Annotated in this window: 20 protein-coding genes and 1 riboswitch; of the genes, 7 read left to right on the top strand and 13 right to left on the bottom strand. The window is 46.3% G+C overall.

Annotated features, from left to right (window positions below; all coding sequences use genetic code 11):
• Positions 1 to 8: 8 nt before the first annotated feature.
• Genes rpe through H8Z79_RS01200 form a run of 11 tightly spaced genes read right to left on the bottom strand, consistent with a single transcriptional unit; the run spans position 9 to position 12859 of the window.
• Complete coding sequence (gene rpe, locus H8Z79_RS01250; RefSeq protein WP_015541968.1) at positions 9 to 683, bottom strand: ribulose-phosphate 3-epimerase; 675 nt, start codon at positions 681 to 683, stop codon at positions 9 to 11.
• Positions 684 to 1562, bottom strand: coding sequence for a ribosome small subunit-dependent GTPase A (gene rsgA, locus H8Z79_RS01245; protein WP_118039378.1), 879 nt, complete (start codon positions 1560 to 1562; stop codon positions 684 to 686).
• Positions 1563 to 1565: 3 nt separating this feature from the next.
• Positions 1566 to 3782 (bottom strand): Stk1 family PASTA domain-containing Ser/Thr kinase, encoded by a 2217-nt coding sequence (pknB, locus tag H8Z79_RS01240; RefSeq protein ID WP_118039377.1) that lies wholly within the window; start codon positions 3780 to 3782, stop codon positions 1566 to 1568.
• Complete coding sequence (locus H8Z79_RS01235) at positions 3776 to 4522, bottom strand: Stp1/IreP family PP2C-type Ser/Thr phosphatase (protein ID WP_118039376.1); 747 nt, start codon at positions 4520 to 4522, stop codon at positions 3776 to 3778. The genes pknB and H8Z79_RS01235 overlap by 7 nt, the downstream gene beginning before the upstream one ends.
• A gap of 1 nt (position 4523) precedes the next feature.
• On the bottom strand, positions 4524 to 5564 hold the full coding sequence (gene rlmN, locus H8Z79_RS01230) for a 23S rRNA (adenine(2503)-C(2))-methyltransferase RlmN (RefSeq protein ID WP_015541964.1): 1041 nt from the start codon (positions 5562 to 5564) through the stop codon (positions 4524 to 4526).
• A 2-nt stretch (positions 5565 to 5566) separates the two neighbouring features.
• On the bottom strand, positions 5567 to 6919 hold the full coding sequence (rsmB, locus tag H8Z79_RS01225; protein WP_118039375.1) for a 16S rRNA (cytosine(967)-C(5))-methyltransferase RsmB: 1353 nt from the start codon (positions 6917 to 6919) through the stop codon (positions 5567 to 5569).
• Positions 6912 to 7628, bottom strand: a complete 717-nt coding sequence (locus tag H8Z79_RS01220) for a zinc metallopeptidase (protein ID WP_118039374.1) — start codon at positions 7626 to 7628, stop codon at positions 6912 to 6914. Before H8Z79_RS01220 ends, rsmB begins: the two co-directional genes overlap by 8 nt.
• 5 nt (positions 7629 to 7633) lie before the next feature.
• Positions 7634 to 8581, bottom strand: coding sequence for a methionyl-tRNA formyltransferase (gene fmt, locus H8Z79_RS01215; protein ID WP_118039373.1), 948 nt, complete (start codon positions 8579 to 8581; stop codon positions 7634 to 7636).
• Between the two features lie 57 nt (positions 8582 to 8638).
• Positions 8639 to 9112, bottom strand: a complete 474-nt coding sequence (def, locus tag H8Z79_RS01210; protein WP_015541960.1) for a peptide deformylase — start codon at positions 9110 to 9112, stop codon at positions 8639 to 8641.
• A gap of 51 nt (positions 9113 to 9163) precedes the next feature.
• Positions 9164 to 11383, bottom strand: coding sequence for a replication restart helicase PriA (priA, locus tag H8Z79_RS01205; RefSeq protein WP_118039372.1), 2220 nt, complete (start codon positions 11381 to 11383; stop codon positions 9164 to 9166).
• Positions 11384 to 12859, bottom strand: a complete 1476-nt coding sequence (locus H8Z79_RS01200; protein ID WP_118039436.1) for a UDP-N-acetylmuramoyl-L-alanyl-D-glutamate--2,6-diaminopimelate ligase — start codon at positions 12857 to 12859, stop codon at positions 11384 to 11386. It lies immediately after the preceding gene.
• A gap of 152 nt (positions 12860 to 13011) precedes the next feature.
• A riboswitch (TPP riboswitch) is annotated at positions 13012 to 13120 on the top strand.
• 108 nt (positions 13121 to 13228) lie between these two features.
• Here H8Z79_RS01200 and thiW point away from each other — a divergent pair.
• The 5 genes from thiW to thiC all read left to right on the top strand — a co-directional run bounded on the left by thiW (position 13229) and on the right by thiC (position 17402).
• Positions 13229 to 13738 carry an energy coupling factor transporter S component ThiW gene (gene thiW, locus H8Z79_RS01195; protein ID WP_015541958.1) on the top strand — a complete coding sequence of 170 codons (510 nt, stop codon included), beginning with the start codon at positions 13229 to 13231 and terminating at the stop codon, positions 13736 to 13738.
• A 3-nt stretch (positions 13739 to 13741) separates the two neighbouring features.
• Positions 13742 to 14563: a hydroxyethylthiazole kinase gene (locus H8Z79_RS01190; RefSeq protein ID WP_015541957.1), complete on the top strand. Its 822-nt coding sequence runs from the start codon at positions 13742 to 13744 to the stop codon at positions 14561 to 14563.
• Positions 14560 to 15195, top strand: coding sequence for a thiamine phosphate synthase (gene thiE, locus H8Z79_RS01185; protein ID WP_015541956.1), 636 nt, complete (start codon positions 14560 to 14562; stop codon positions 15193 to 15195). Before H8Z79_RS01190 ends, thiE begins: the two co-directional genes overlap by 4 nt.
• 39 nt (positions 15196 to 15234) lie before the next feature.
• On the top strand, positions 15235 to 16020 hold the full coding sequence (gene thiD, locus H8Z79_RS01180; protein ID WP_118039371.1) for a bifunctional hydroxymethylpyrimidine kinase/phosphomethylpyrimidine kinase: 786 nt from the start codon (positions 15235 to 15237) through the stop codon (positions 16018 to 16020).
• Positions 16021 to 16091: 71 nt separating this feature from the next.
• Entirely contained in the window at positions 16092 to 17402 is a 1311-nt protein-coding gene (thiC, locus tag H8Z79_RS01175) for a phosphomethylpyrimidine synthase ThiC (RefSeq protein ID WP_015541954.1), read from the top strand.
• A 33-nt stretch (positions 17403 to 17435) separates the two neighbouring features.
• On the opposite strand, the gene H8Z79_RS01170 is transcribed toward thiC, so the two are convergent.
• Both H8Z79_RS01170 and H8Z79_RS01165 read right to left on the bottom strand, forming a co-directional pair.
• The gene (locus tag H8Z79_RS01170; RefSeq protein WP_118039370.1) at positions 17436 to 18749 is read right to left on the bottom strand and encodes a COG1470 family protein; all 1314 of its coding nucleotides are present in this window, start codon (positions 18747 to 18749) and stop codon (positions 17436 to 17438) included.
• A gap of 408 nt (positions 18750 to 19157) precedes the next feature.
• Positions 19158 to 20036 carry an aldose 1-epimerase family protein gene (locus tag H8Z79_RS01165; protein ID WP_118039369.1) on the bottom strand — a complete coding sequence of 293 codons (879 nt, stop codon included), beginning with the start codon at positions 20034 to 20036 and terminating at the stop codon, positions 19158 to 19160.
• A gap of 186 nt (positions 20037 to 20222) precedes the next feature.
• Here H8Z79_RS01165 and arcC point away from each other — a divergent pair, with 186 nt between their 5' ends.
• Together arcC and eutJ are read left to right on the top strand one after the other, a co-directional pair.
• On the top strand, positions 20223 to 21155 hold the full coding sequence (gene arcC, locus H8Z79_RS01160; RefSeq protein WP_118039368.1) for a carbamate kinase: 933 nt from the start codon (positions 20223 to 20225) through the stop codon (positions 21153 to 21155).
• Positions 21156 to 21175: 20 nt separating this feature from the next.
• Positions 21176 to 22015 carry an ethanolamine utilization protein EutJ gene (gene eutJ / locus H8Z79_RS01155; protein ID WP_015541950.1) on the top strand — a complete coding sequence of 280 codons (840 nt, stop codon included), beginning with the start codon at positions 21176 to 21178 and terminating at the stop codon, positions 22013 to 22015.
• Positions 22016 to 22082 lie beyond the last annotated feature (67 nt).

The raw sequence follows: 22082 nt of genomic DNA, 5'->3' as shown, positions 1-22082 counted from the left end.
ATTGTTCCTCAATCGATTCTTTCGCTGATCTCTTTCATCTTATTCTGGATCTTATGCACATTGGACTCCAGATCACCGTTGAATACATAAGAACCTGCAACAAGAATATTAGCTCCTGCTTTCATAGCAGTTTCAAGCGTTTCATCATTGATTCCGCCATCTACCTCTATATCCACATTCAGCCCTTCTCTGTCAATGATTTCTTTCAGTTCCTCAATCTTTTCTGTACATTCTGTCAGATATTTCTGTCCACCGAATCCCGGCTGTACCGTCATGATCAGTACCATGTCCACATCTTCCAGAAGGTGACTGATGTCATTAACCGGTGTAGCAGGCTTGATGGATATTCCGACTTTTACACCGGCATCCTTGATCAATTCAATTGCCCTTTCAAGATCTTCACAGGCTTCTGCATGTACTGTGACAGAATCCGCTCCACATTCTACGAAATCCTGAATGTAGCGCTCCGGTGCAGAAACCATCAGATGTACATCAAAAAACATTCTGGATTCTTTGCGGATTGATTTGATCACCGGCATTCCGAATGAAATACTCGGAACAAAATCTCCATCCATTACATCAATGTGAAGCCATTTGACTCCGGCCCTTTCAAGAGCCTGAATCTGTTCTCCCAGACGGTTAAAGTCTGCGGACAAAATTGAGGGGCACAATCGATACTCCATTTAATATCTCCTTTTCTCTTTTAATTCTTCATATAAACTAAGATAATCTTCATATCGGATGCGGCTGATCTTTCCGTTCTCGAGTGCTTCTTTTACTCTGCATCCCGGTTCATGGATATGCCTGCATCCCTGAAATCTGCATTCTTCATCGTATTTACGAAACTCCGGAAAATAATCTTTCAGATCCTGTTCTTCCATATCTGTCAGATACAGGGAAGAAAATCCCGGTGTATCCATAAGAAACGTATTTTCTCCGACAGGAATAACCTGCGAGTGACGCGTCGTATGACGTCCTCTTTTCAGTTTCTTACTGATCTCGCCCGTCTCCATCTGTACCTCACCCTGTAAAAGATTGGTCAGTGATGATTTTCCGACTCCGGACGGTCCGGCAACTACAGTTGTCTTTCCTTTCAGAATCTCATGAATCTCCTCCAGTCCCTCCTTTTCGAGGGCACTGGAAAGTATCACATGATAACCGCAGTTTTTATATGTTTCATAAAGTTCTGTCACTTCCTGCTCCGACGCAAGATCTTTTTTATTAAAACAGATCACCGCCGGAACATCCGACTGTTCCATCATGATCAGGAAACGGTCCAGAAGCATAAAATTCGGTTTTGGATTTTCCATTGCAAAAATCACAAATGCCTGATCCACATTCGCCACCGCCGGACGTATCAGAGAATTCTTACGTGGAAGGATCCTGATCAGATTTCCGGTGTGTTCCTGTTTATCCAGAACTGTGATCTCCACATTATCGCCTACCAGTGGTTTCTGGTTATCTTTACGGAAGATTCCCTTTGCCTTACATTCATAAAGCATCTCATCCGCTCCGTATACATAATAGAAACCTGCAATTCCTTTTATGATTTTTCCCTGCATGGATTACTCGGCTTTCTGGAATGAGATCGGGTACTGTCCAAGCTGCTGGTAAGTACCATTTATCTGCTCAGAAACATATAATGTACCGGCGCTGACTCCCGGTGCACCGGTGATATCCAGTGTATATGGGAAAGTAAGTTTCTTTCCGTCCACAACCTGTGTAGATGTCATCTCTCCATTTACTTCCTGGATCAGCTCCAGACGAATTGCTCCGCCCTGATAACCGTTCGGTGTATTTAAAGACTGTGTGCATTTCCATACTTCGCCGTTTGCCGCAGCTGCACTCTGCTGTGCACTTGTATCTGCTGCGGACTGTGCAGATGCTGTATCTGTTGTCTGTGTATCTGTCGCTGCGGTGGAAGCTGTGTTATCTTTCTGTGCACCCGGTGCTTCATTGCCGCTGCTGACTACGATCGTGATCGGCTGATCCGGATCAGCTGCTGTATCTGCTTCCGGACTCTGAGAAATAACTTCTCCTGCTGCCACATCTGTGCTCTGCTGCTCTGTCACCTGAACATCGATCCATTTGCCAAGTGTGGTGATCGCATCATTTTCTGTCATACCGACTACACTCGGCACTGATACACTGTTGCCATAATCAAGACCACGACTGACAACCAGAGTTACTTCATCACCCGCACTTACACTGCTTCCTGCTTCCGGTGTATAAGAATCTACATATCCCGGATTTACCAGCGGATAACCGCTTCCGTCATCTTCACTGTATGCTTTCTGAACATTCACCGTAAGTCCGAGATCTTCCAGTGTCTGCTGCGCATCCACTCCGGTCTCTCCGGAGAGATCAGGCATCGTTACAGCCTGCTGTCCCTTACTGATGTAATATTTCAGAGTTGTATACTGTTCAACTTTTGTTCCTGCCGCAATATTCTGAGAAGAAATGCGTCCTTTTTCCTGTGTGGAACTTTCTTCGCCCATCATCTGCTTGCCGAGTTTTTCTTCTTCAAGAAGTGCAGTAGCTTCTGCTTCCGTCTTTCCTACCAGATTCGGAACAATTACCATTCCATCCTCATCTGTCGATGCATCTGTGTTCTGATCGGTCTGTGAAGTATCTGTACTACTGTCACCGCCTATGATGCCGGCTGCTTTTCCGATAAAGAAGATTGCCGCAACCAAAATAGCCGCACCTGCAAGAAGTGCAAGAATCGTAAGGCCCCTATTCGGTGCTTTATGTTTCTTCCTGGATTTTTTATCAGAGGAACGTTTACGGCGATGATCATCTTCATAATCTTCATAATCCGTATCGTATTCCTCGTCTTCAAGCTGTGCAATGTCTGATGTACGTTTCTTCGGACTGTGTTTGATTTCTCCGAGTTCTTCGTCAGAGATCACAACTGTCTTTGCCTCATTATCAACAGAGGACAATTTAACAAAATCCCCCTGTGGTTCGATCAGGGAATGTTTCAGGTCTGCAATCACATCTTCCATTTTGTCGTAACGGCGATTTACACTCTTCTGCGTACATTTCAGAATGATCTGCTCAAGGCTGTATGGCAAATCTTCCGCATAAACACTCGGCGGAACCATTTCTTCCTGAAGATGTTTGATAGCGATTGCCACAGTCGTATCTCCGTCAAACGGAACACGTCCGGTAACCATCTCATATAAAGTAATACCAAGTGAATAAATATCACTCTTTTCGTCGCTGTATCCTCCACGTACCTGCTCCGGTGAGCTGTAATGTACAGATCCCATAACATTAGAACTGATGGTATTGGAAGATGCCGCTCTTGCGATTCCGAAATCAGTAACCTTGACCTTGCCGTCTGTTGAAATAATGATATTCTGCGGTTTTACGTCGCGGTGTACGATTCCGTGATTATGTGCGGCTTCCAGCCCCATTGATACCTGAATGGCAATGCTGGTCGCCTCTTTAATAGAAAGTTTGCCTTTCTTTGCAATGTATTCTTTCAGCGTGATGCCTTCGATCAGTTCCATTACAATGTAATAAACACCTTCGTCATCCCCTACATCAAATACATTGACAATATTCGGATGTGTCAGTCCCGCAGCTGCCTGTGCCTCGCTGCGGAATTTACGGATGAATGTAGTATCCTCCCGAAATTCCGGTTTTAACACCTTGACCGCTACAAAACGGTTCAGCTTATGATCTTTTGCCTTATATACATCGGCCATTCCACCGGTGCCGATCTTCCCTAAGATTTCATAGCGCTCTGCTATGATCATTCCTGTTTTTAACATTTTTCCACCTCATTCGTGAATGGTTCTACCAGTATGACTGCTATGTTATCCTTACCACCGTTCCGGTTGGCTTCTCTCAGAAGTCTTTCACCCTTCTGCGGCAGTTCTTCTGTCTGGTTCAGTATGATTTTTTCGATTTCACTGTCTTCTACCATATTGCTCAGACCATCGGAACACATAAGGATCGTACTGTCCGGTTCCAGTTTCAGGTCAAAAAAGTCAATATCTACGGTGCGCTCTGCACCAAGTGCTCTCGTAATAATATTTTTATCCGGATGATTTCTGGCTTCCTCTGGTTTGATCTCACCCATGCGGACCATTTCCTGTACAAGGGAGTGATCTTTTGTTACCTGATGAATCTCACCCTGTACCACATACAGACGGCTGTCTCCGACATTGGCCACATAAGCATAATGTCCCACGACCGTGCAGACTACCATAGTCGTACCCATTCCCCGTAGATTTTCATCACTTCGGGAACGGTCCAGAATCTCCGTATTTGCAGTCTCAATGGCATGACGAATCACTTTGATTGGGTTGAAATCCGCGTCTCTTCGAATCTCGTCCACTAAAGTCTGAACTGCATGTGAGGATGCATAATCCCCTGCATTATGTCCGCCCATTCCATCAGCGACGACAAACAGATTCGGAAGATTTCCAACCGGGTTTTCGGAAACGAACACATAGTCCTGGTTCATTTTCCTTCTCTGGCCTACATCCGTAGCTGAATATACCCTCATGTCACTTCTCACTTTCTGTTTTTTCCATGTATCTTTTTCTTAGCTGCCCACAGGCACCGTCAATATCGCTGCCCATTTCCCTTCTAATAGTACCATTAATTCCGCATTTTTCAAGATTTATTTTGAAATTCTCCACAGCCTGACGGGTGGAACGCACGAAAGAACGCTCTCTCACCGGATTAACCGGAATCAGGTTTACATGGCAGTTCAGACCTTTCAGCCGGCCCGCCAGTTCCTGTGCATTTTCTTTGCTGTCATTTACCCCTGCAACCAGACTGTACTCAAAAGTGATCCTCCGTCCTGTCTTGTCAAAATAATATCGGCAGGCATCCAGAAGTTCATCTACAGAATATTTGTTGGCGATCGGCATCAGTTCCCTTCTTTTTTCATCGTTCGGTGCATGAAGCGATACTGCAAGTGTCATCTGGAGCTTTTCATCTGCCAGCTCATAAATTCTCGGAACCAGCCCACATGTAGATACCGTAAGATTTCGCTGACTGATATGGATTCCTCCATCTTCGGTCAGAATATGAATAAATCTGAGAAGATTATCATAATTATCAAGCGGCTCACCGGTTCCCATCACCACCACATTGGAAATACGCTCTCCTATGGAAGTCTGTATCCGGTAAATCTGATCCAGCATCTCCGACGGAAGAAGATTTCTCGTCAGCCCACCGATCGTAGATGCACAGAAGCGGCAGCCCATACGGCAGCCTGCCTGAGAAGAAATACAGACGGAATTTCCGTATTTATATCGCATCAGGACACTCTCGATCATATTTCCATCAGAAAGGCGGAACAGATACTTTCTGGTTCCATCTACTTTGGAGGTCTGAACATCCAGTTCTTCCAGAACTGTGATGGGATAATCTTTCAGCTTTTCTTTCAGGCTCTTCGGAATATTTGCCATTTCATCATAGGAGGTAACAAGATGCTCATGCAGCCAGCCATAGATCTGCTTTGCGCGGAACGGCTTTTCACCGATCTGCACCATAAGCTCTTTCAGCTCCTCCATATTCATTGATTTGATATCTGTCATAATTATTTCCTTCTGAATTTTGCAATAAAGAAGCCATCAGTTCCATGTACACCCGGAAGCAGCTGCAGATAGCCCAGTGCAGTCGTCTCAGAGCGAAGTTCTTCCGGAATACAGTCATCTATGCTTTCAAGCTTAAATGGATGGTTATTCATAAACCACATCATATTTTCTTCATTTTCTTCTTTTGCAATCGTACAGGTACTGAAAATCAGTACTCCGCGCGGTTTCACATACTCTGCCGCCTTATCAAGGATCGTTCTCTGGAGAATGACCAGTTCATCTTCTTTCTGGGCTGTAGAGCGGTATTTGATCTCCGGTTTTTTGCCTATCACACCATAACCGGAGCATGGTACATCTGCAAGAACAATATCTGCCTTACATTCGGATTCTACATCAAACAGTGTGGCATCCTGCACTTTTGCCTGCACATTGATAGAACCTGTTCTCTGAATATTTTCCTCGATCAGATTTACCTTGTACTGACTGATATCACGGGCATCTACTGTACCAAACCCTTCCATCTTATCACCCATATGAAGGCTCTTGCCACCCGGTGCGGCACACATGTCAATGACATAATCTCCTCTGGACGGATTTGCAATCTCCGCCACAAGCATGGAACTTACATCCTGTACAAGGATTTTTCCCTGAATAAATGCATCCAGCGCCAGAATATGGTTATATCCGGAAATACGCTTTGCATAAGGAAGATACGGAGCCGGTTCGACGGTAACGCCCTGACTTTTCAAGCTGTCACAAATTTTATCAACAGAATTCAGATATGTACGGCAGCGAATCGTTACCGGTTTTTCCCTAAGGAAATCTGCAAGCATTTTTTCGGTAATTTCCTCGCCGTAATCTTCCAGCCAGCGATTTACAAGCTCCTCCGGCATGGAATAACGAACGGACAGATAACGGACAAGATTCTCTTCTCTTGAAGGATATTCCAGTTCGTTCATCTGTCTCGCCGCAGTTCTGAGAACTCCGTTTACAAAAGGTTTCAGATTATAAAAGCCTTTTTTCTGTGCAAGTTTTACTGCCTCATTACAGACAGCACTGTCCGGCACACGATCCATGAATTTCATCTGATAAATGGCACTTCGTAAGATTTCACGAATCGGTGCTTTCATTTTATCAACAGGAATTTTCGAAAAGGAATTAATAATATAATCAATCAGTATTCTGTATTCCAGTGTTCCCTCACACACTCTCGTGATAAAAGCTCTTTCCTGTTTCGGAAGGAACTGATATTTGGAAAGTGCATTGCGGATCGCAATATGACTGTGTTCGCCCTCTTCATTGATCTGAAGAAGAATCTCCAGTATCATCTCTCTTGTATTAATTCCGCTAGTCATCCCTTCTTCGTCCTCCTGCAAGTATCAAAAGTCTTAAAAGCTGTAATATGGAAGCTGCCAGCGCTGCCACATAAGTCATTGCAGCTGCAGTCAGTACCTTTCTTGCCCCGCGTGTCTCGTCTGTTCCGAGGATTCCGGTACTCTGCAGCATCTTTAATGCACGTGAGGATGCATTGATCTCAACAGGAAGTGTCACAAGCTGAAACAGTACTGCCAGTGAAAAAAGTACAATACCTGCTGTCACCAGCGGACGGATTCCTGAAAAAAGCCCGATCAGAAAAAGCGGCCAGGAAAGTGTACTTCCAAAGTTTGCCACCGGAACGATCGCACTTCGAAATTCAAGCGGTGCATAACCGATTGCATGCTGAATGGCATGTCCGCATTCATGGGCGGCAACACCCACTGCCGCCAGTGAAGTCTGGCCGTAAATATCTTCCGAAAGACTTACTGTTTTTGTCCGCGGATCATAATGATCCGTCAGACTTCCGGAAATTGCACGCACATGTACATCTGTGATACCGGCTGCCTGCAGAATTCTTTTTGCTGTTTCCGCACCGGTAAGTCCGGAAGCACTCCGTATTCTCCTGTAATAAGAAAAAGTACTCTTAAGCTTCGCAGATGCAGTAAGTGACAGCAGCATTCCAATGATCAGAAGCATATAAGTCCAGTCGAATCCGTAATATCCATAACCATATCCATATCCGTACATTCGTATCACTCCTTATGATCTTTCAGCATAGTCCCCTCTGTTACCTGGCAGCCGCGAAGAAAAGCATCCGCCTCCATCCGCTTCTTGCCTTCCAGCTGTACTTCTTCGAGAATCAGCTTGTCTGTTCCGCAGGCTACATGAATTCCCTTTTTATCCACACCGATGATTGTTCCCGGTGTCTCTTTTCCACAATTTCCACTTTCGACGGAGCATTTCCACACCTTCAGTGTTTTGCCGTTCAGGAATGTATAAGCACTTGGCCATGGATTCATTCCACGCACCAGCCGCTCCAGCTCTGCGGCACTCTTTGTAAAATCCATCAGTCCCATTTTTTTACTGATCATTGCCGCATACGGCGTCGGGCTTTCTTCCGGCTGCTTCGTATAAACTGCGGTTCCATCCACGATAGACGGAATTGTACGGATCAGAAGTTCAGCGCCTTCCTCTGCAAGTTTGTCAAACAGACTTCCGCCTGTTTCATCTTCTGCCAGCGTAACGACTGCCTGAGAAATCATATCTCCCGTATCCAGTCCGACTCCCATTTTCATGATCGTCACTCCGGATTCCTTTTCTCCATCGATCACAGCCTGCTGGATTGGTGCGGCTCCTCTGTATTTCGGAAGAAGCGACGCATGGATATTCAGGCATCCGTATTTCGGCATATCCAGGATCGTCTTCGGAATGATCTGACCAAATGCTGCAACTATGATCATGTCCGGAGCAAGTTCTTTTAATGTTTCTACAAATTCCGGATCACGTACCTTAAGTGGCTGATAGACCGGGATCTCATGTTTCATCGCTTCTTCCTTGACAGGAGTCGGCAAAAGTGTCTTTCCCCTTCCTTTTGGTTTGTCGGGCTGTGTTACCACAGCGGCTACCTCATATCCGTTTTTTACAAGTGCGGCAAGTGGCGGCACTGCAAAATCCGGTGTTCCCATATAAACAATCTTCATATAATAGTCTGCTCCTCTTTTCTCCCGTTATGCACGGGTCTGCCTGTAAATACCTTCTCAGTCTTCCTCGTCATAGCTGGTTCTGTGCAGTTCACCTTCAACCAGATCGGTATACATTTTTCCGTCGAGGTGATCGATCTCATGACAGAATGCACGTGCCAGAAGTTCGGTTCCTTCATAGATTACTTCATTCATGTCCTCATCCATGGCTTTTACTTTTACATAGTTTGGTCTTGTCACCTGACCGGCCATTCCCGGAACACTTAAGCATCCCTCATCACCTGTCTGCTCTCCGGAAGTTTCCAGAATCTCCGGATTGATCAATATAATCGGGCCTTCTCCGATATCAATTACAACGATACGTTTCAGGATTCCGACCTGCGGTGCCGCAAGACCAACCCCCATTGCCTCATACATTGTATCAAGCATGTCATCGATCAAAGTTACGATCTTCGGTGTTACTTCTTTTACCGGTCTGCTGATCTTACGCAGAACCGGATCTTCTTCTGTTCTGATTACTCTGATTGCCATTTTTATTTCTTCCTCTCTTTTTTATCTTATGCTAATTGCTACTTTCTAACTCTAAGTGTAATCAAACTGTATATACAGTCTTCTAAATCCGGAATTTAATTCAATGTATTTTTCTGTTTTATCTTTGATATCCTGCAAAATGCGTTCATCCCGGTGCTTGAGATACAGAACCTTACGGTAAATATCATTTACTTTTCCAACCGCCGCATATGCAGGCCCGATCACAGGAATCCGATATCTGGAAGCAATCCGCTCCACAAACTTTGCAAGATAATCCATCCCCTGCTCCAGAAGTTCTTCGTTCTCACCCGATACCAGTACAGAAAGCATGTGCGCTGCCGGCGGATAATCCATCAACATGCGGTATGCCATCTCCTCCTGATAAAAAGCCTCATAGTCCTGCGCCGCCGCGGTCTGAATGCTGTAATGATCCGGATGGTAGCTCTGAATGATTGCCTCACCCGGTTTCGTTCCACGCCCCGATCTGCCGACTGCCTGTGTCAGAAGCTGAAACGTCCTCTCCGCACAACGGTAATCTGCTGCATTTAAGGAAAGGTCCGCAGCAAGCGCTCCTACCAGTGTTACGTCCGGAAAATCGTGTCCTTTGACGATCATCTGCGTACCGACGAGGATGTCAGCCTCATGCGCTGCAAACGAAGACAATATCTTTTCGTAGCTGCCTTTTGCTCTGGTCGTGTCATAGTCCATACGAAGAATACGCGCTTTTGGGAAATTCTTGTGCAGAACCTGTTCGATCTGCTGCGTTCCTGCCTTAAATCCTCCGATATAAGGCGAACCGCATACCGGACATTTTTCCACCCGTGGCTGTTCATATCCGCAATAATGACAGACCAGTCTGCCGTTATTGTGCTCCGTCAAAGCCACATCACAGTGCGGGCATTTCAGGACTTCACCACAGGAACGGCAGGAAACAAATCCTGCATACCCTCTCCTGTTCAGAAAAAGAATTGCCTGTTCCCCACATTTCAGCCTGTTTTCGATGGCTTTTCTCAGGCTGCGGCTCAGAACTGAACGGTTTCCCTCCCGTAATTCTTCTCTTAGATCTACAACACTCACTTTCGGAAGCGGCCGGTCTTCAAAACGCGCATCCAGCTTTACAAGCCGGAATTCACCGTCTTTCGCCTTCGTATAGGCTTCCAGCGACGGTGTCGCCGAACCCAGGACAAGGCGGGCATTTTCCATCTGTGCACGGTAAAGTGCAGTCTCTCTTGCATGGTATCTGGGGCTGTTTTCACTCTTATAAGACTGCTCATGCTCCTCATCTATAATGATAAGTCCCAGATTTGAAAACGGTGTGAATAACGCCGAACGCGGTCCTACCATGATCTGGATCTCACCTCGCTTGGCTCTTTTGAACTGGTCGTAGCGTTCTCCGGCGGACAGACGGGAATTCAGTACGGAAACCTTTTCACCAAACCAGCCGTAAAATCTCCGGACTGTCTGGTAGGTCAGCGCAATCTCCGGAACAAGCACAATAACCTGTTTTCCCTCATCGATCACCTGACGGATCAGTTTCATATAAACCTGTGTCTTGCCGCTTCCGGTGACTCCATGAATCAGAACCGGCCGGGGAGGGTCTGCTTTCCATTCTTCCTGAATCTGGTCAAAAGCTTCCTGCTGCGGTTCTGTAAGAATTGAAAGTTCCTCATGCGGAATGTTCGCCCCGTCTACAGTCATGCGGTAAACTTCATCCTGCACAACCTGAACAATTCCCTCATCCGCAAGCGGACGAAGAACAGAGGCAGTCATACCAAATTCTTTGGATGCTTTTGTATAATCGAGTTTCTTTTCCTCAAGAAGCGCACGCACAAGCCTTGCCCTTGCCTTACATCGTCCACTCTCCAGCTTCCCTGCAATTTTTTCCGCCTCTTCTTCGCTGACGTTCAATATGATATATCGTTTTTCTTTGGCTTTGACCTTTTCTCTCACGGGGAGAACGGTTTTCAGTGCCTGAACCATGGTGGAACCATACTGGTTTTTCATCCACGCGGCAAGCGCGATCAGCCTCTCCTCCGTAGTTTCTTCACTGCTGCAAATACCCGTAAGTTCTTTCATACGTGATGTATCAAATGCCGGTGTATCTGAAAGACCGATCACATAGCCCTTTCGTTCATGGTTTCCGTTTCCAAAAGGAATCGTCACCACCATTCCCACCTGCAGTTTGTGCTGCAGTTCTTCGGGAACTTTATACTGAAAACTGCGGTCAACTTTTTCGTGGGATATGTCCACGATAATATCCGCATAAGTCATTTATTTTTCTGCTCTTTCTTTATCCTCCTGAAGGATTTCTTCAATCAGTACTCTCTCATCCATCGGGTATTTCTTACCTTTGATCTCCTGATAATCCTCATGGCCTTTTCCTGCAAGAACGATGATATCCCCCGGTTCTCCGTGGTGGATCGCATATGCGATTGCTTCCTTACGGTCGCAGATCTCGACATATTTGCCGTCTGTCTTTGAAATACCAATCTTAATATCATTGATGATATCCTGTGGCTCCTCATATCTCGGGTTATCGGATGTGATGATCGTCAGATCTGCAAGTCTTCCGGAAACTTCTCCCATCTCATAGCGGCGGGATTTTGCACGGTTTCCTCCACATCCGAACATACATACCAGACGGTGCGGATGATATTCACGAAGTGTCGTCAGAAGGCTCTCCAGTGCCATCGCATTGTGTGCATAATCGATCATCAGTGTAAATTCATCAGATACTTTGATCATCTCAATACGGCCTTTTACTCTTGCAACTTTCAACGCCTTAATGATGTTTTCCTGCGAAACATTGAAATGACGGCAGATTGCGATTGCAGTCAGAGAATTGTAGATGCTGAATTTACCCGGAATATCGATTTCAACCGGGAATTCCATCAGACCTTTGAGCTGATAGGAAATTCCAAGATAGCCTCTGCCACCTACCATATGTGCATCCTCAGCCCGCAGATCTGCCTCCGGAGAAAATCCGTAAGTCTCAAGTGTGCAGGTATGTCCCTCGATGATTCTTTCGAAGTGTTCATCATCGCGGTTAACGATTCCGACTTTGCACTGACGGAGCAGCATAGATTTGCATCTTAAATAATCGTCAAAATCCTTATGCTCATTTGGCCCGATATGGTCCGGCTCAATATTGGTAAAAATACCATAGTCAAAAACAAATCCCTGTGTACGGTGAAGCATCAGCCCCTGTGAGGAAACTTCCATAACCACACAGTCACAGCCGGCATCTGCCATCTTGCGGAAATATTCCTGAACCAGATAAGACTCCGGTGTCGTATTGTGTGCCGGAATATGTTCCTCTCCGATGATTGCTTCGATTGTTCCGATCAGTCCGACTTTGTAACCGGCATTTTCCAGGATAGATTTTACCATGTAAGTTGTTGTTGTCTTTCCCTTTGTTCCGGTAATTCCGATAGTTTTAAGCTCTTTTGCCGGATGACCGAAATATGCTGCAGAAATAAATGCCATCGCATAACGGGTGTCTGTAACTTTGATCACTGTTACATCTGAAGGAGCCTCAACTTCTTCTTCAACGATCAGAGTTTTTGCACCCTTTTTGATGACATCCGGTACAAACTTGTGTCCGTCCACAACCGCACCGCGGATGCAGATAAACAGAGATTTTTCTTCTACTTTGCGTGAGTCATACACAACGGTAGTGACTTCCTGTTCTGTACTGCCCTGACAGCAGATATATTCCAAACCTTCTAATAGTGTTGATACTTTCATATTTTCCTCCTCTGCCTCGGGATATATGTGATATTTGTTCCGTTTCTCCAAACGGATATATTCCATTACAGCATAGCACAAGTGCATTTTATTTTCAATGTGGCAGAATTTTTTCTTGCTATCTCCCACTTCCGGCTGTATAATAAACCCGTAAATAAAAACAGGGGAGCTGGCCTTAAGCCGGCTGAGAGGAAACTTCTTGGTTTCGACCCTTAACCTGATTTGGATAATGCCAACGTAGGGATATACCGAATGCCCGGAAAGATTTTCCATTTGGATTTTCTTTTTGCTATCAGACAAGTTGAGAAGGTACCTGCGCGGTATCTTCTTTTTTGTTGCCATCTATCCTCAGGAAAACAGGAGGTAATCATGAACCAAAATGAAACAACATCAACCCAGAAACTTGCCATTGCCGGAGTTCTGACCGCAGCTGCCGTTGCCGGAAGTCTGATCAGCGTCCCGGTTGCCGGAAGCAAATGCGCTCCCGTCCAGCATATGGTCAATATATTTGCCGCCGTCATCCTCGGTCCGTGGTGGGGTGTCGGAATCGCGTTCTGTGCAAGTCTGATCCGTAATCTGCTCGGCATCGGAAGTCTGCTTGCTTTCCCGGGAAGTATGGTCGGTGCCCTGTGCTGCGGGCTGATCTTCCGCTTTACCGGTAAACTTGCTCCTGCCTGTGCTGCCGAAGCACTCGGAACCGGCATTCTCGGCGGACTTGCCGCATACCCTGTCGCAAAACTGCTCATGGGACTCGCGCCGGCAGGATTTACCGTGTACATGCTTCCGTTTTTTATCTCAACCTTCACAGGAAGTGTCCTTGCTTTTGTACTGCTTCGCGTTTTTGAAAAAGGCCAGATACTTCACATAGTCAGGAGATAATCTATGCCACATGTCACTGATATAGAAATCATTTTTCAAAACATCCGTCGGAAAGCGCCCAAAATCCACTGCCTTACCAACCCGGTAACCATGCAGGATGTTGCTAATCTTCTTCTGGCAGCCGGTGGAAGTGCCGTTATGGGACAAAATGAAAAAGAGGCTGCAGAGATCACCGGCTTCTGTCAGGGAACCCTCTTAAACACCGGAGTTCCTGATGAGGCCAAAATCAATGCCTGCATCCTTGCCGGAAAAAAAGCCAATGCTCTCAGGCATCCCGTTGTACTGGATCCGGTAGGTGTCGGAGCCAGCGCATTTCGCCGGGAAACCATAAAAAACCTTCTTGCTCAGGTGCACCCGGATCTGATCCGCTGTAATCAGGAAGAGGCTGCCGTCCTCTGTTCTCTTTTTTCTGACAGAACTTCTCCCCGTTCTCATGGCGGAGTTGAAAGTGCCCTGCGTCTTACCGAATCAGATGTCTGTTCTACTGCGAAACAGACCGCAAATCTCTTTCGGACAACTGTTCTGATCACCGGTGCTATGGATGTTGTCTCTGATGGAGAAAACACGCAGCTTCTCACAGGCGGTGATTCCAGAATCTGCCGCATCACGGGCGGCGGATGCATGCTTTCCGCACTCTGCGCTTTGTTTCTGTGCGCCGCTGATTCCCCGTTTGATGCAGCCTGCGCTGCCGGAACTCTCTGGAGGGAAGTCGCTTGTTGTGCCGGCCGGCGGACAGATGCCACCCATGGCGGTATCGGAACTTTCCATACACAGCTTTTTGATGTACTGGAAGAAAAAATTTTTAATACGGAGACAGATCTATGAAAATCAATGCCAGACAATTAAATTTATATGCCGTCACTGACCGGAGCTGGCTGGAGCCCGGAGAGACACTTGTTACTGTCACAGAAGAGCTTCTGAAAGCAGGTGTTACCTGCGTACAGCTTCGAGAAAAACATATGTCCGATGAAGAGATTCTGAAAGAAGCTTCCCTTCTGAAAGACCTGTGTGACCGTTATCAGGTTCCTCTGATCATTAACGACCGTCCGGATCTTGCCAAAAAAGTCGGAGCCTCCGGTGTTCATGTCGGTCTTTCCGATATGGGAATCCAGAAAGCCCGTAAGCTTCTGGGAGAGGATTTCATCATTGGCGGAAGTGCCCATAATGTCGAGGAAGCACTTGCTGCCGAAGCTGCCGGTGCTGATTATCTCGGATGCGGTGCCGTCTTTGGAAGTACGACCAAAACGAATGTAACACAGCTTCCTGTTGAAACTTTAAAAGCAATCTGTAAGGCTGTAAAGATTCCGGTCGTTGCGATCGGCGGTGTAAACAGCGACAATCTTCCGCTCCTTGCCGGAAGCGGAATTGCCGGAGCAGCTGTCGTCAGCGGACTTTTCAAACCGACAGACAAAGCTGCTGCCGTCAGACGTTTTCTGTCGCAGCTAAAAGCGATATAGCGTTTAAACATATCCCAATATGATAAGGACAAAAATATTATGAAAACCGTATTAACAATTGCCGGCAGTGACTGCAGCGGTGGTGCAGGTATCCAGGCCGACATCAAAACAATGATCATGAACGGTGTTTACGCAATGAGTGCGATCACCGCCCTGACCGCACAGAATACAACCGGGGTTTACGGCATTCAGGAAGTATCTCCTGAATTTCTCGATAATCAGCTCGATTGTATTTTTACTGATATTTTTCCGGATGCAGTGAAGATCGGCATGCTCTCTTCTTCTGAGATTATGTACCACGTGGCTTCCAGACTGCGTCAATATCAGGCACGCCACATCGTTCTGGATCCCGTCATGGTATCTACCAGTGGTCATCGCCTGATGAACAAAGATGCGGAAGAAACGCTCCAGAAAGAACTCTTTCCACTTGCAGAAGTCATCACACCAAATGTGCCGGAAGCAGAAAATCTCACCGGAATACAGATCACGGATGCTGCATCTATGGAAAAAGCAGCGCATATGCTCTATGAAAAATTTCATGTTTCCGTGCTTCTGAAAGGCGGACACTGCATCAATGATGCCAACGATCTTCTTTATACAGACGAACATGGTATCTGGATGCGCGGTGGACGCATTGATAATCCAAACACCCACGGCACCGGCTGTACGCTCTCAAGCGCAATTGCCTCACATCTAGCGAGAGGTTTTTCACTCGAAGAATCTGTGCGCCGTTCCAAACAGTATCTGACCGAAGCCCTGAGATCGCAGATGAATCTCGGTCATGGTTCCGGTCCGCTTGATCACACGCTCGGACGAATCAAATAACAATAATCCACCACAGGATTTATCGTCTCTCAATGCAAACACTTATCATTTACATAAAGGAGAAATATTATATGACAACTTACACAACACAGATGGATGCAGCCCGCAAAGGGATCGTAACTCCGCAGATCAAAACCGTTGCAGAAAAAGAACATATGCCGGTTGAGAAATTGATGGAACTGGTCGCAGAAGGTAAAGTTGCGATCTGTGCCAACAAACACCACACCTGTCTGAATCCGGAAGGTGTCGGCAGCATGCTCCGCACAAAGATCAACGTAAACCTCGGTGTCTCCAGAGACTGCAAAGACTATGATATCGAAATGCAGAAGGTCATGAAAGCCGTTGACCTCGGTGCAGAAGCAATCATGGATCTTTCCAGCCATGGTAATACACAGCCGTTCCGCCAGAAACTTACTCACGAATGTCCTGCCATGATCGGAACCGTTCCGGTATACGACAGCGTCATCCACTACCAGCGCGATCTCTCTGAACTGACCGCTCATGATTTCATTGATGTAATTCGTCTCCATGCAGAAGACGGTGTAGATTTCGTTACACTTCACTGTGGAATTACCAGAAAAACCATCGAGCAGATCAAAAAACACAAACGTAAAATGAACATCGTAAGCCGTGGCGGAAGCCTTGTCTTTGCATGGATGAGCATGACCGGCGAAGAAAACCCGTTCTATGAATACTTCGATGAGATCCTTGATATCTGTGAAGAACACGATGTTACTATCTCACTCGGTGATGCCTGCCGTCCGGGATGTCTGGCTGATGCCACGGATGTCTGCCAGATTGAAGAACTTGTCCGCCTCGGCGAACTTACCAAACGTGCCTGGGACCACAACGTTCAGGTTATGGTCGAAGGTCCGGGACATGTACCGCTTGATCAGGTTGCGGCCAATATGAAAGTTCAGCAGACAATCTGCATGGGTGCTCCTTTCTATGTACTTGGACCTCTTGTTACTGATATTGCTCCTGGTTATGACCATATCACGGCTGCCATCGGTGGTGCCGTTGCAGCCATGAACGGTGCAGCTTTCCTCTGCTATGTCACACCTGCCGAGCATCTTGCACTTCCGAACGTAGAAGACGTAAAACAGGGCATCATTGCTTCAAAAATCGCAGCACACGCTGCCGACATTGCAAAAGGGATCCCACATGCCAGAGACATTGATGATAAGATGGCAGATGCACGCCGTGTCCTCGACTGGGATGCACAGTTTGCATGTGCGCTCGATCCGGAAACCGCCAAAGCGATCCGTGATGACCGTCTGCCGGAAGATGATCACAGCGATACCTGCAGTATGTGTGGTAAATTCTGTGCAGTCCGCAGCATGAACAAAGCACTTGCCGGTGAGCACATCGACATCCTTTAATTTCTGTCGATAAACCAGATCAATCTAATAATTTCACATCCGGCTGCGGAGCCATCCGACAGCCAGCACAGAACCGGGGATCATAAAAAGCCACAGAAGAGGCTGATATGGATCTCCGGTTTTTGGATGTGTGGATGCCGGCATGCTTTCCGCCTGCTCACTTCCCGTTGCTCCATCAATATCGGAGGTTGTCTCTTCCTGTTTTGCCTCTTCCGATGCCTTTACCTGTATTTCAGACTGCGCAATCTTTGTCTGCTCTCCTGTTTCCAGAGTTGTCACTGAAACTTCATTGACCAGATTCTGGTCTTCCAGACTTTCCGGCAGTGTCACGACCGCCTCCAGGCCGAAAGCTTCCCCGGGTGCGATCTGCTCAATCCTTGCCTTTGTTTTGGCCTTATTTAATTTTACCCCTGTTTTTTCCAGAAATTTCACCGGCACATTTCCGAGCTGAAAACGCTCCGTCGTAACAATCGAATGCAATGTGCGCTCTCCGGTATTTCTGATACAGATCAGAAAACGGATCTCATCCCCCGGAACTGCCATGGAACGGTCTGCGGTTTTGGCAACCTCAAATGCAGCCTGCAATGCCTGTATCTGCGTCACCAGCTCTGTATTTTTTACGATTTCTTCTGTTTCCTCAGTCTCATTTTCAGCAGATATTTTGCCGGCTGTTGCTGTCAGCTTTAATGAAACGGCAGTTGTCCTTTCCTCCGGCAGATGCACCGTCAGATACAGAGTCTTTGTTGCACTCATCTCAAGTTTCTCTATATATGCAGTATTTCCCACCGCATCTTCTGCACCTTCCGACCACTCTCCGGACAGACCATTCTCTGAAAAATTGTAGCTGATCCTCAGATCCTTAAGGTCGCATCCCCCTGTGTTTTCGGCAGTTATCGTATATACCAGATCACTTCCTGCCTTGACTGTATCGTCCTCTGACTGAACTGACAGGCTCAGATCTGCCTGTAAATTTGTATCTGTATCACCACTGCTATCGGAAAATGAATCCGCATTTTCATTTTCCGAATATAGATTGTCCGAAATTTCCTCTGAATCTTCGCTTTCAGTCTGCGGCAATGCATTATCCGGGAGTTCTGCTTCGTCCAGAATTTCTTCCTCATTCGGAAGTTCAGTCTCATCAGTAATGATATCCACATCCGAATTTTGCATTTCATCTGTAAGCACATCTATCTGATATCCGTCCTTCTGTCCTTCATCTGTTTCAAAGACCGCCTCCGCCGCATAAACCGGTGCCTCCTTCCACATATATCCGCTTCCCGCCGACATCCCGACAAGGAAAACTGCCATACCTGCCGCCGCTATTTTTCTCATTATTCTGTTTTTCATAAAAAACTCCTTTTCACTTCAAAAATCTTCTGTCAAATAGTTTCAAATAATAAAACACCGGCATTGTTCCTCAGCCCATAGGCATTTCCCCTTTCACTTTGCATTCTTCATGGGATCATTGTCGAAATGACGATTGAAAGTTATGAATTTCAAAGAACTGAAATTCAGATAAGCACACTTTAGCACGTTTCGGTCCAGACTACAAGAGCCTGTAAAAATTAAAGAGTTTCTTTAAATTTTCTTTAGAAGTTTTATTTTTCTTTTAGATTTAGTACACAGTTTAAACATATTTCCTGCTTATAATAGGTATTGGATAGATGAATAACCACTCTCTATCTCCCCCCTCAAAAAGTTAAGGAAACAAGCCGCCTGCGTACAGGCGGCTTTTCCTTTGCTCATTTCATTCATTTACTTTTCTATGGTAATGCTCCATGTATTTTGGTATTCGCATCCACTTTCTAACCGAAGCAGATTCGGCTGTGTCTCCAGATCTTCTGTGATTCCTTTTCGGGATGGCAGAGAACTCCACGGCTCTATGCAGACATAGTTTACTTCCATTTTCGGCCAGTGCCAGATTCCGAGATATTTCATATCCTCATAAACCACCCGAATCTTCCGGCAATCTTTTTTGCTCTCGATCACAAGGCTTTTCGGCATCTTATCCAAAACGATCGCATCTCTGTCAAACAACCCATGCTGCAACGGCAGATAACGATCATCAACAAGCGGCACCGGCACCGTATTTTCCGTCACAAAACAGTCATCTGACAAAACCACCTGGCTCAACTGCGCATTTTCTCCAAAATCAATGCGATAATCTTCAAATGCCAGTCCATCCGCAATCGGCACGCAGAATCCCGGATGACCGCCAATACCGAAATACATCGTCTTTATATCTTTATTTCTGACATAATATGTAATCTGAAGCGTATCTTCTATCAGTTTCCAGCAAATATCCAGTTCAAACAAAAACGGATAACACAGCTCCGTCTCCGGTGTATTCTGAAGCCCGAGAACCAGCTCGTCTTCTTTTTTCTCCACCAGATTCATCTCCATATATGGCAAAAATCCATGGATATCCATATGATACGTCTTTCCCTGATAACGATACTGTCCGTCCGTCATCCGCCCGATATACGGAAAAAGATTTGGCCCTCTGTCCGTCCATGAATCCGCATCTCCCTGCCACAGATATTCTTTTCCTTCTGCATCCTGTATAGAACGAAGCTCTCCTCCTTTTGAGGAAATTTCTACAGATAATTTTGAATTACTGATTTTATAATTCATACTGCACCCCCTTATTTTCTCTCAGTATAGCACGTACGCCACAAGGTTTCCAGTTGCCTGTGAACAGTGACGGTTTCTATCTTTTTATCTTAATTCCATTGCAATTCCGGTTCTATTCTTTTATAATAGAAAATTATAGAAAACAGCTTCATTTACAGCAAAAATGAAAAGAAACGAGGAATCCATATGAGCGAAAAAACAGTTGTTGTTGCTCTTGGCCACAAAGCCCTTGGCACAACACTTCCTGAGCAGAAAACGGCTACCCGTGAAACAGCAAAAGCAATTGCAGACCTTGTTGAAGAAGGCGCAAATGTTGTCATTTCTCACAGCAACGGACCACAGGTCGGCATGATCCATACCGCAATGAATGAATTCGGAAAAGCACATCCGGACTATACCTTTGCTCCGATGTCTGTATGCTCTGCCATGAGTCAGGGTTATATCGGCTATGACCTTCAGAACGCGATCCGCGCAGAATTACTTTCCCGCGGTATCTACAAGCCGGTTGCAACTATCCTGACACAGGTTGTCATCGATCCATATGATGAAGCATTTGGCGAACCGGAAAAAATCATCGGACGAGTTCTTAATTCCGAAGAAGCTGAATCCGAAGAGGAAAAAGGTAACTTCGTTACAGAGACTGCCAAAGGTGAATACCGCAGAATCCTTGCAGCACCTAAGCCGCAGAAAATTATCGAACTCGAAACCATCCGCACTCTTGCAAATGCAGGACAGGTTGTTATCGCTGCCGGCGGCGGCGGAATCCCGGTTATGGAGCAGGGCATCGACCTTCACGGTGCAAGTGCCATCATCGAAAAAGACCTTGCCAGTGAGCTTCTTGCAGAAGAACTTGATGCAGATACACTTCTGATCCTCACCAGCGTCGAAAAAGTCAGCCTCAACAAAGATACAGACAATGAGACTCTGCTGGATACTGTTTCTGTGGACGATGCCAACAAATATATCTCAGAAAATCAGTTCGCTGCAGGTTCCATGCTTCCAAAGATCGAAGCAGCCGTATCCTTTGCATCCAAAGGCAGCGGTCACCGCACTATCATCACCGACATCGCCCATGCAAGAGACGGTTATCGTGAAAAAACAGGTACAATCATCAAATAAACAGCATTGGAGCTACATACATGGAACTGAAAAACCGAACTTTATCTAATTTTGCAGAACTGGTAGAATCCGGCGAATGCAAGAAATTCCGGGGACGCCTGAAAGTGGGTGTCGACCTTGGTACTGCCAATACAGTCCTTGCCGTTGTCGATACGAATAACCGCCCGATCGCAGGTATCTCCGCACCGTCTCATGCGATTCAGGATGGTGTGATCGTAAACTATTATGAATCCGTCCAGCTTGTCACCAGACTCAAAGCAGAACTGGAAGAAAGACTTGGTGTTGAGCTTCCTTATGCCGCTGCCGCAATCCCTCCGGGAGTTTCCGAAGGCAGCGTCAAAAGCATCGGATATGTTCTGGAAGGTGCCGGATTTGAGGTCACCAATATCGTAGACGAGCCAACAGCCGCTGCTGCCGTGCTGAAGATCACCGATGGAGCCGTTGTCGATGTCGGCGGCGGTACAACCGGCATCAGCATCCTCAAAGATGGTCAGGTCATCTATACAGACGATGAAGCAACAGGCGGCAGCCATATGACTATGACCGTTGCCGGACATTACCGCATCCCATACGAGGAAGCCGAAGTCCTCAAGACCACTCCGGAAAAAGAAGACGAAATCTTCCCGGTCATCAAAGCCGTAATCGAAAAAATGGCTACGATCACCGAGAAATTTCTCCACGGATATCAGGTTCCGGCGGTTTATGTCGTTGGTGGTTCCGCAAGCTTTCGTGAATTCACCACTGTATTCGAAAAGAAGCTCGGCCTTCCGGTCTACCGCCCGGTTCATCCGCTTCTCGTGACACCACTCGGCATCGCTTATTACTGCGACCTGCCGCCGGTAACACCTAAGAAAAAATAACGCCAGCAAAAAGGAGCATATCAATTTCATGATATGCTCCTCATTATTTACATTCATTATTTACATT

The sequence above is a fragment of the Blautia intestinalis genome, from assembly GCF_014297355.1.
In the GTDB taxonomy this organism is placed as follows: Bacteria; Bacillota; Clostridia; order Lachnospirales; family Lachnospiraceae; genus Blautia_A; species Blautia_A intestinalis.
The sequence above is the reverse complement of the archived record's forward strand: the minus strand, read 5'-3'. Positions and strand labels throughout refer to the sequence as shown.

Coding starts and splice junctions, on each gene's coding strand:
- thiE (WP_015541956.1), top strand. CDS start 14,560: ATGAAAATCAATGCCAGACAATTAAATTTATATGCCGTCACTGACCGG.
- pknB (WP_118039377.1), bottom strand. CDS start 3,782: ATGTTAAAAACAGGAATGATCATAGCAGAGCGCTATGAAATCTTAGGG.
- thiC (WP_015541954.1), top strand. CDS start 16,092: ATGACAACTTACACAACACAGATGGATGCAGCCCGCAAAGGGATCGTA.
- H8Z79_RS01200 (WP_118039436.1), bottom strand. CDS start 12,859: ATGAAAGTATCAACACTATTAGAAGGTTTGGAATATATCTGCTGTCAG.
- priA (WP_118039372.1), bottom strand. CDS start 11,383: ATGACTTATGCGGATATTATCGTGGACATATCCCACGAAAAAGTTGAC.
- rpe (WP_015541968.1), bottom strand. CDS start 683: ATGGAGTATCGATTGTGCCCCTCAATTTTGTCCGCAGACTTTAACCGT.
- H8Z79_RS01190 (WP_015541957.1), top strand. CDS start 13,742: ATGCCACATGTCACTGATATAGAAATCATTTTTCAAAACATCCGTCGG.
- rsmB (WP_118039375.1), bottom strand. CDS start 6,919: ATGACTAGCGGAATTAATACAAGAGAGATGATACTGGAGATTCTTCTT.
- rsgA (WP_118039378.1), bottom strand. CDS start 1,562: ATGCAGGGAAAAATCATAAAAGGAATTGCAGGTTTCTATTATGTATAC.
- def (WP_015541960.1), bottom strand. CDS start 9,112: ATGGCAATCAGAGTAATCAGAACAGAAGAAGATCCGGTTCTGCGTAAG.
- arcC (WP_118039368.1), top strand. CDS start 20,223: ATGAGCGAAAAAACAGTTGTTGTTGCTCTTGGCCACAAAGCCCTTGGC.
- H8Z79_RS01165 (WP_118039369.1), bottom strand. CDS start 20,036: ATGAATTATAAAATCAGTAATTCAAAATTATCTGTAGAAATTTCCTCA.
- H8Z79_RS01220 (WP_118039374.1), bottom strand. CDS start 7,628: ATGTACGGATATGGATATGGTTATGGATATTACGGATTCGACTGGACT.
- thiW (WP_015541958.1), top strand. CDS start 13,229: ATGAACCAAAATGAAACAACATCAACCCAGAAACTTGCCATTGCCGGA.
- eutJ (WP_015541950.1), top strand. CDS start 21,176: ATGGAACTGAAAAACCGAACTTTATCTAATTTTGCAGAACTGGTAGAA.
- rlmN (WP_015541964.1), bottom strand. CDS start 5,564: ATGACAGATATCAAATCAATGAATATGGAGGAGCTGAAAGAGCTTATG.
- thiD (WP_118039371.1), top strand. CDS start 15,235: ATGAAAACCGTATTAACAATTGCCGGCAGTGACTGCAGCGGTGGTGCA.
- H8Z79_RS01170 (WP_118039370.1), bottom strand. CDS start 18,749: ATGAAAAACAGAATAATGAGAAAAATAGCGGCGGCAGGTATGGCAGTT.
- fmt (WP_118039373.1), bottom strand. CDS start 8,581: ATGAAGATTGTTTATATGGGAACACCGGATTTTGCAGTGCCGCCACTT.
- H8Z79_RS01235 (WP_118039376.1), bottom strand. CDS start 4,522: ATGAGGGTATATTCAGCTACGGATGTAGGCCAGAGAAGGAAAATGAAC.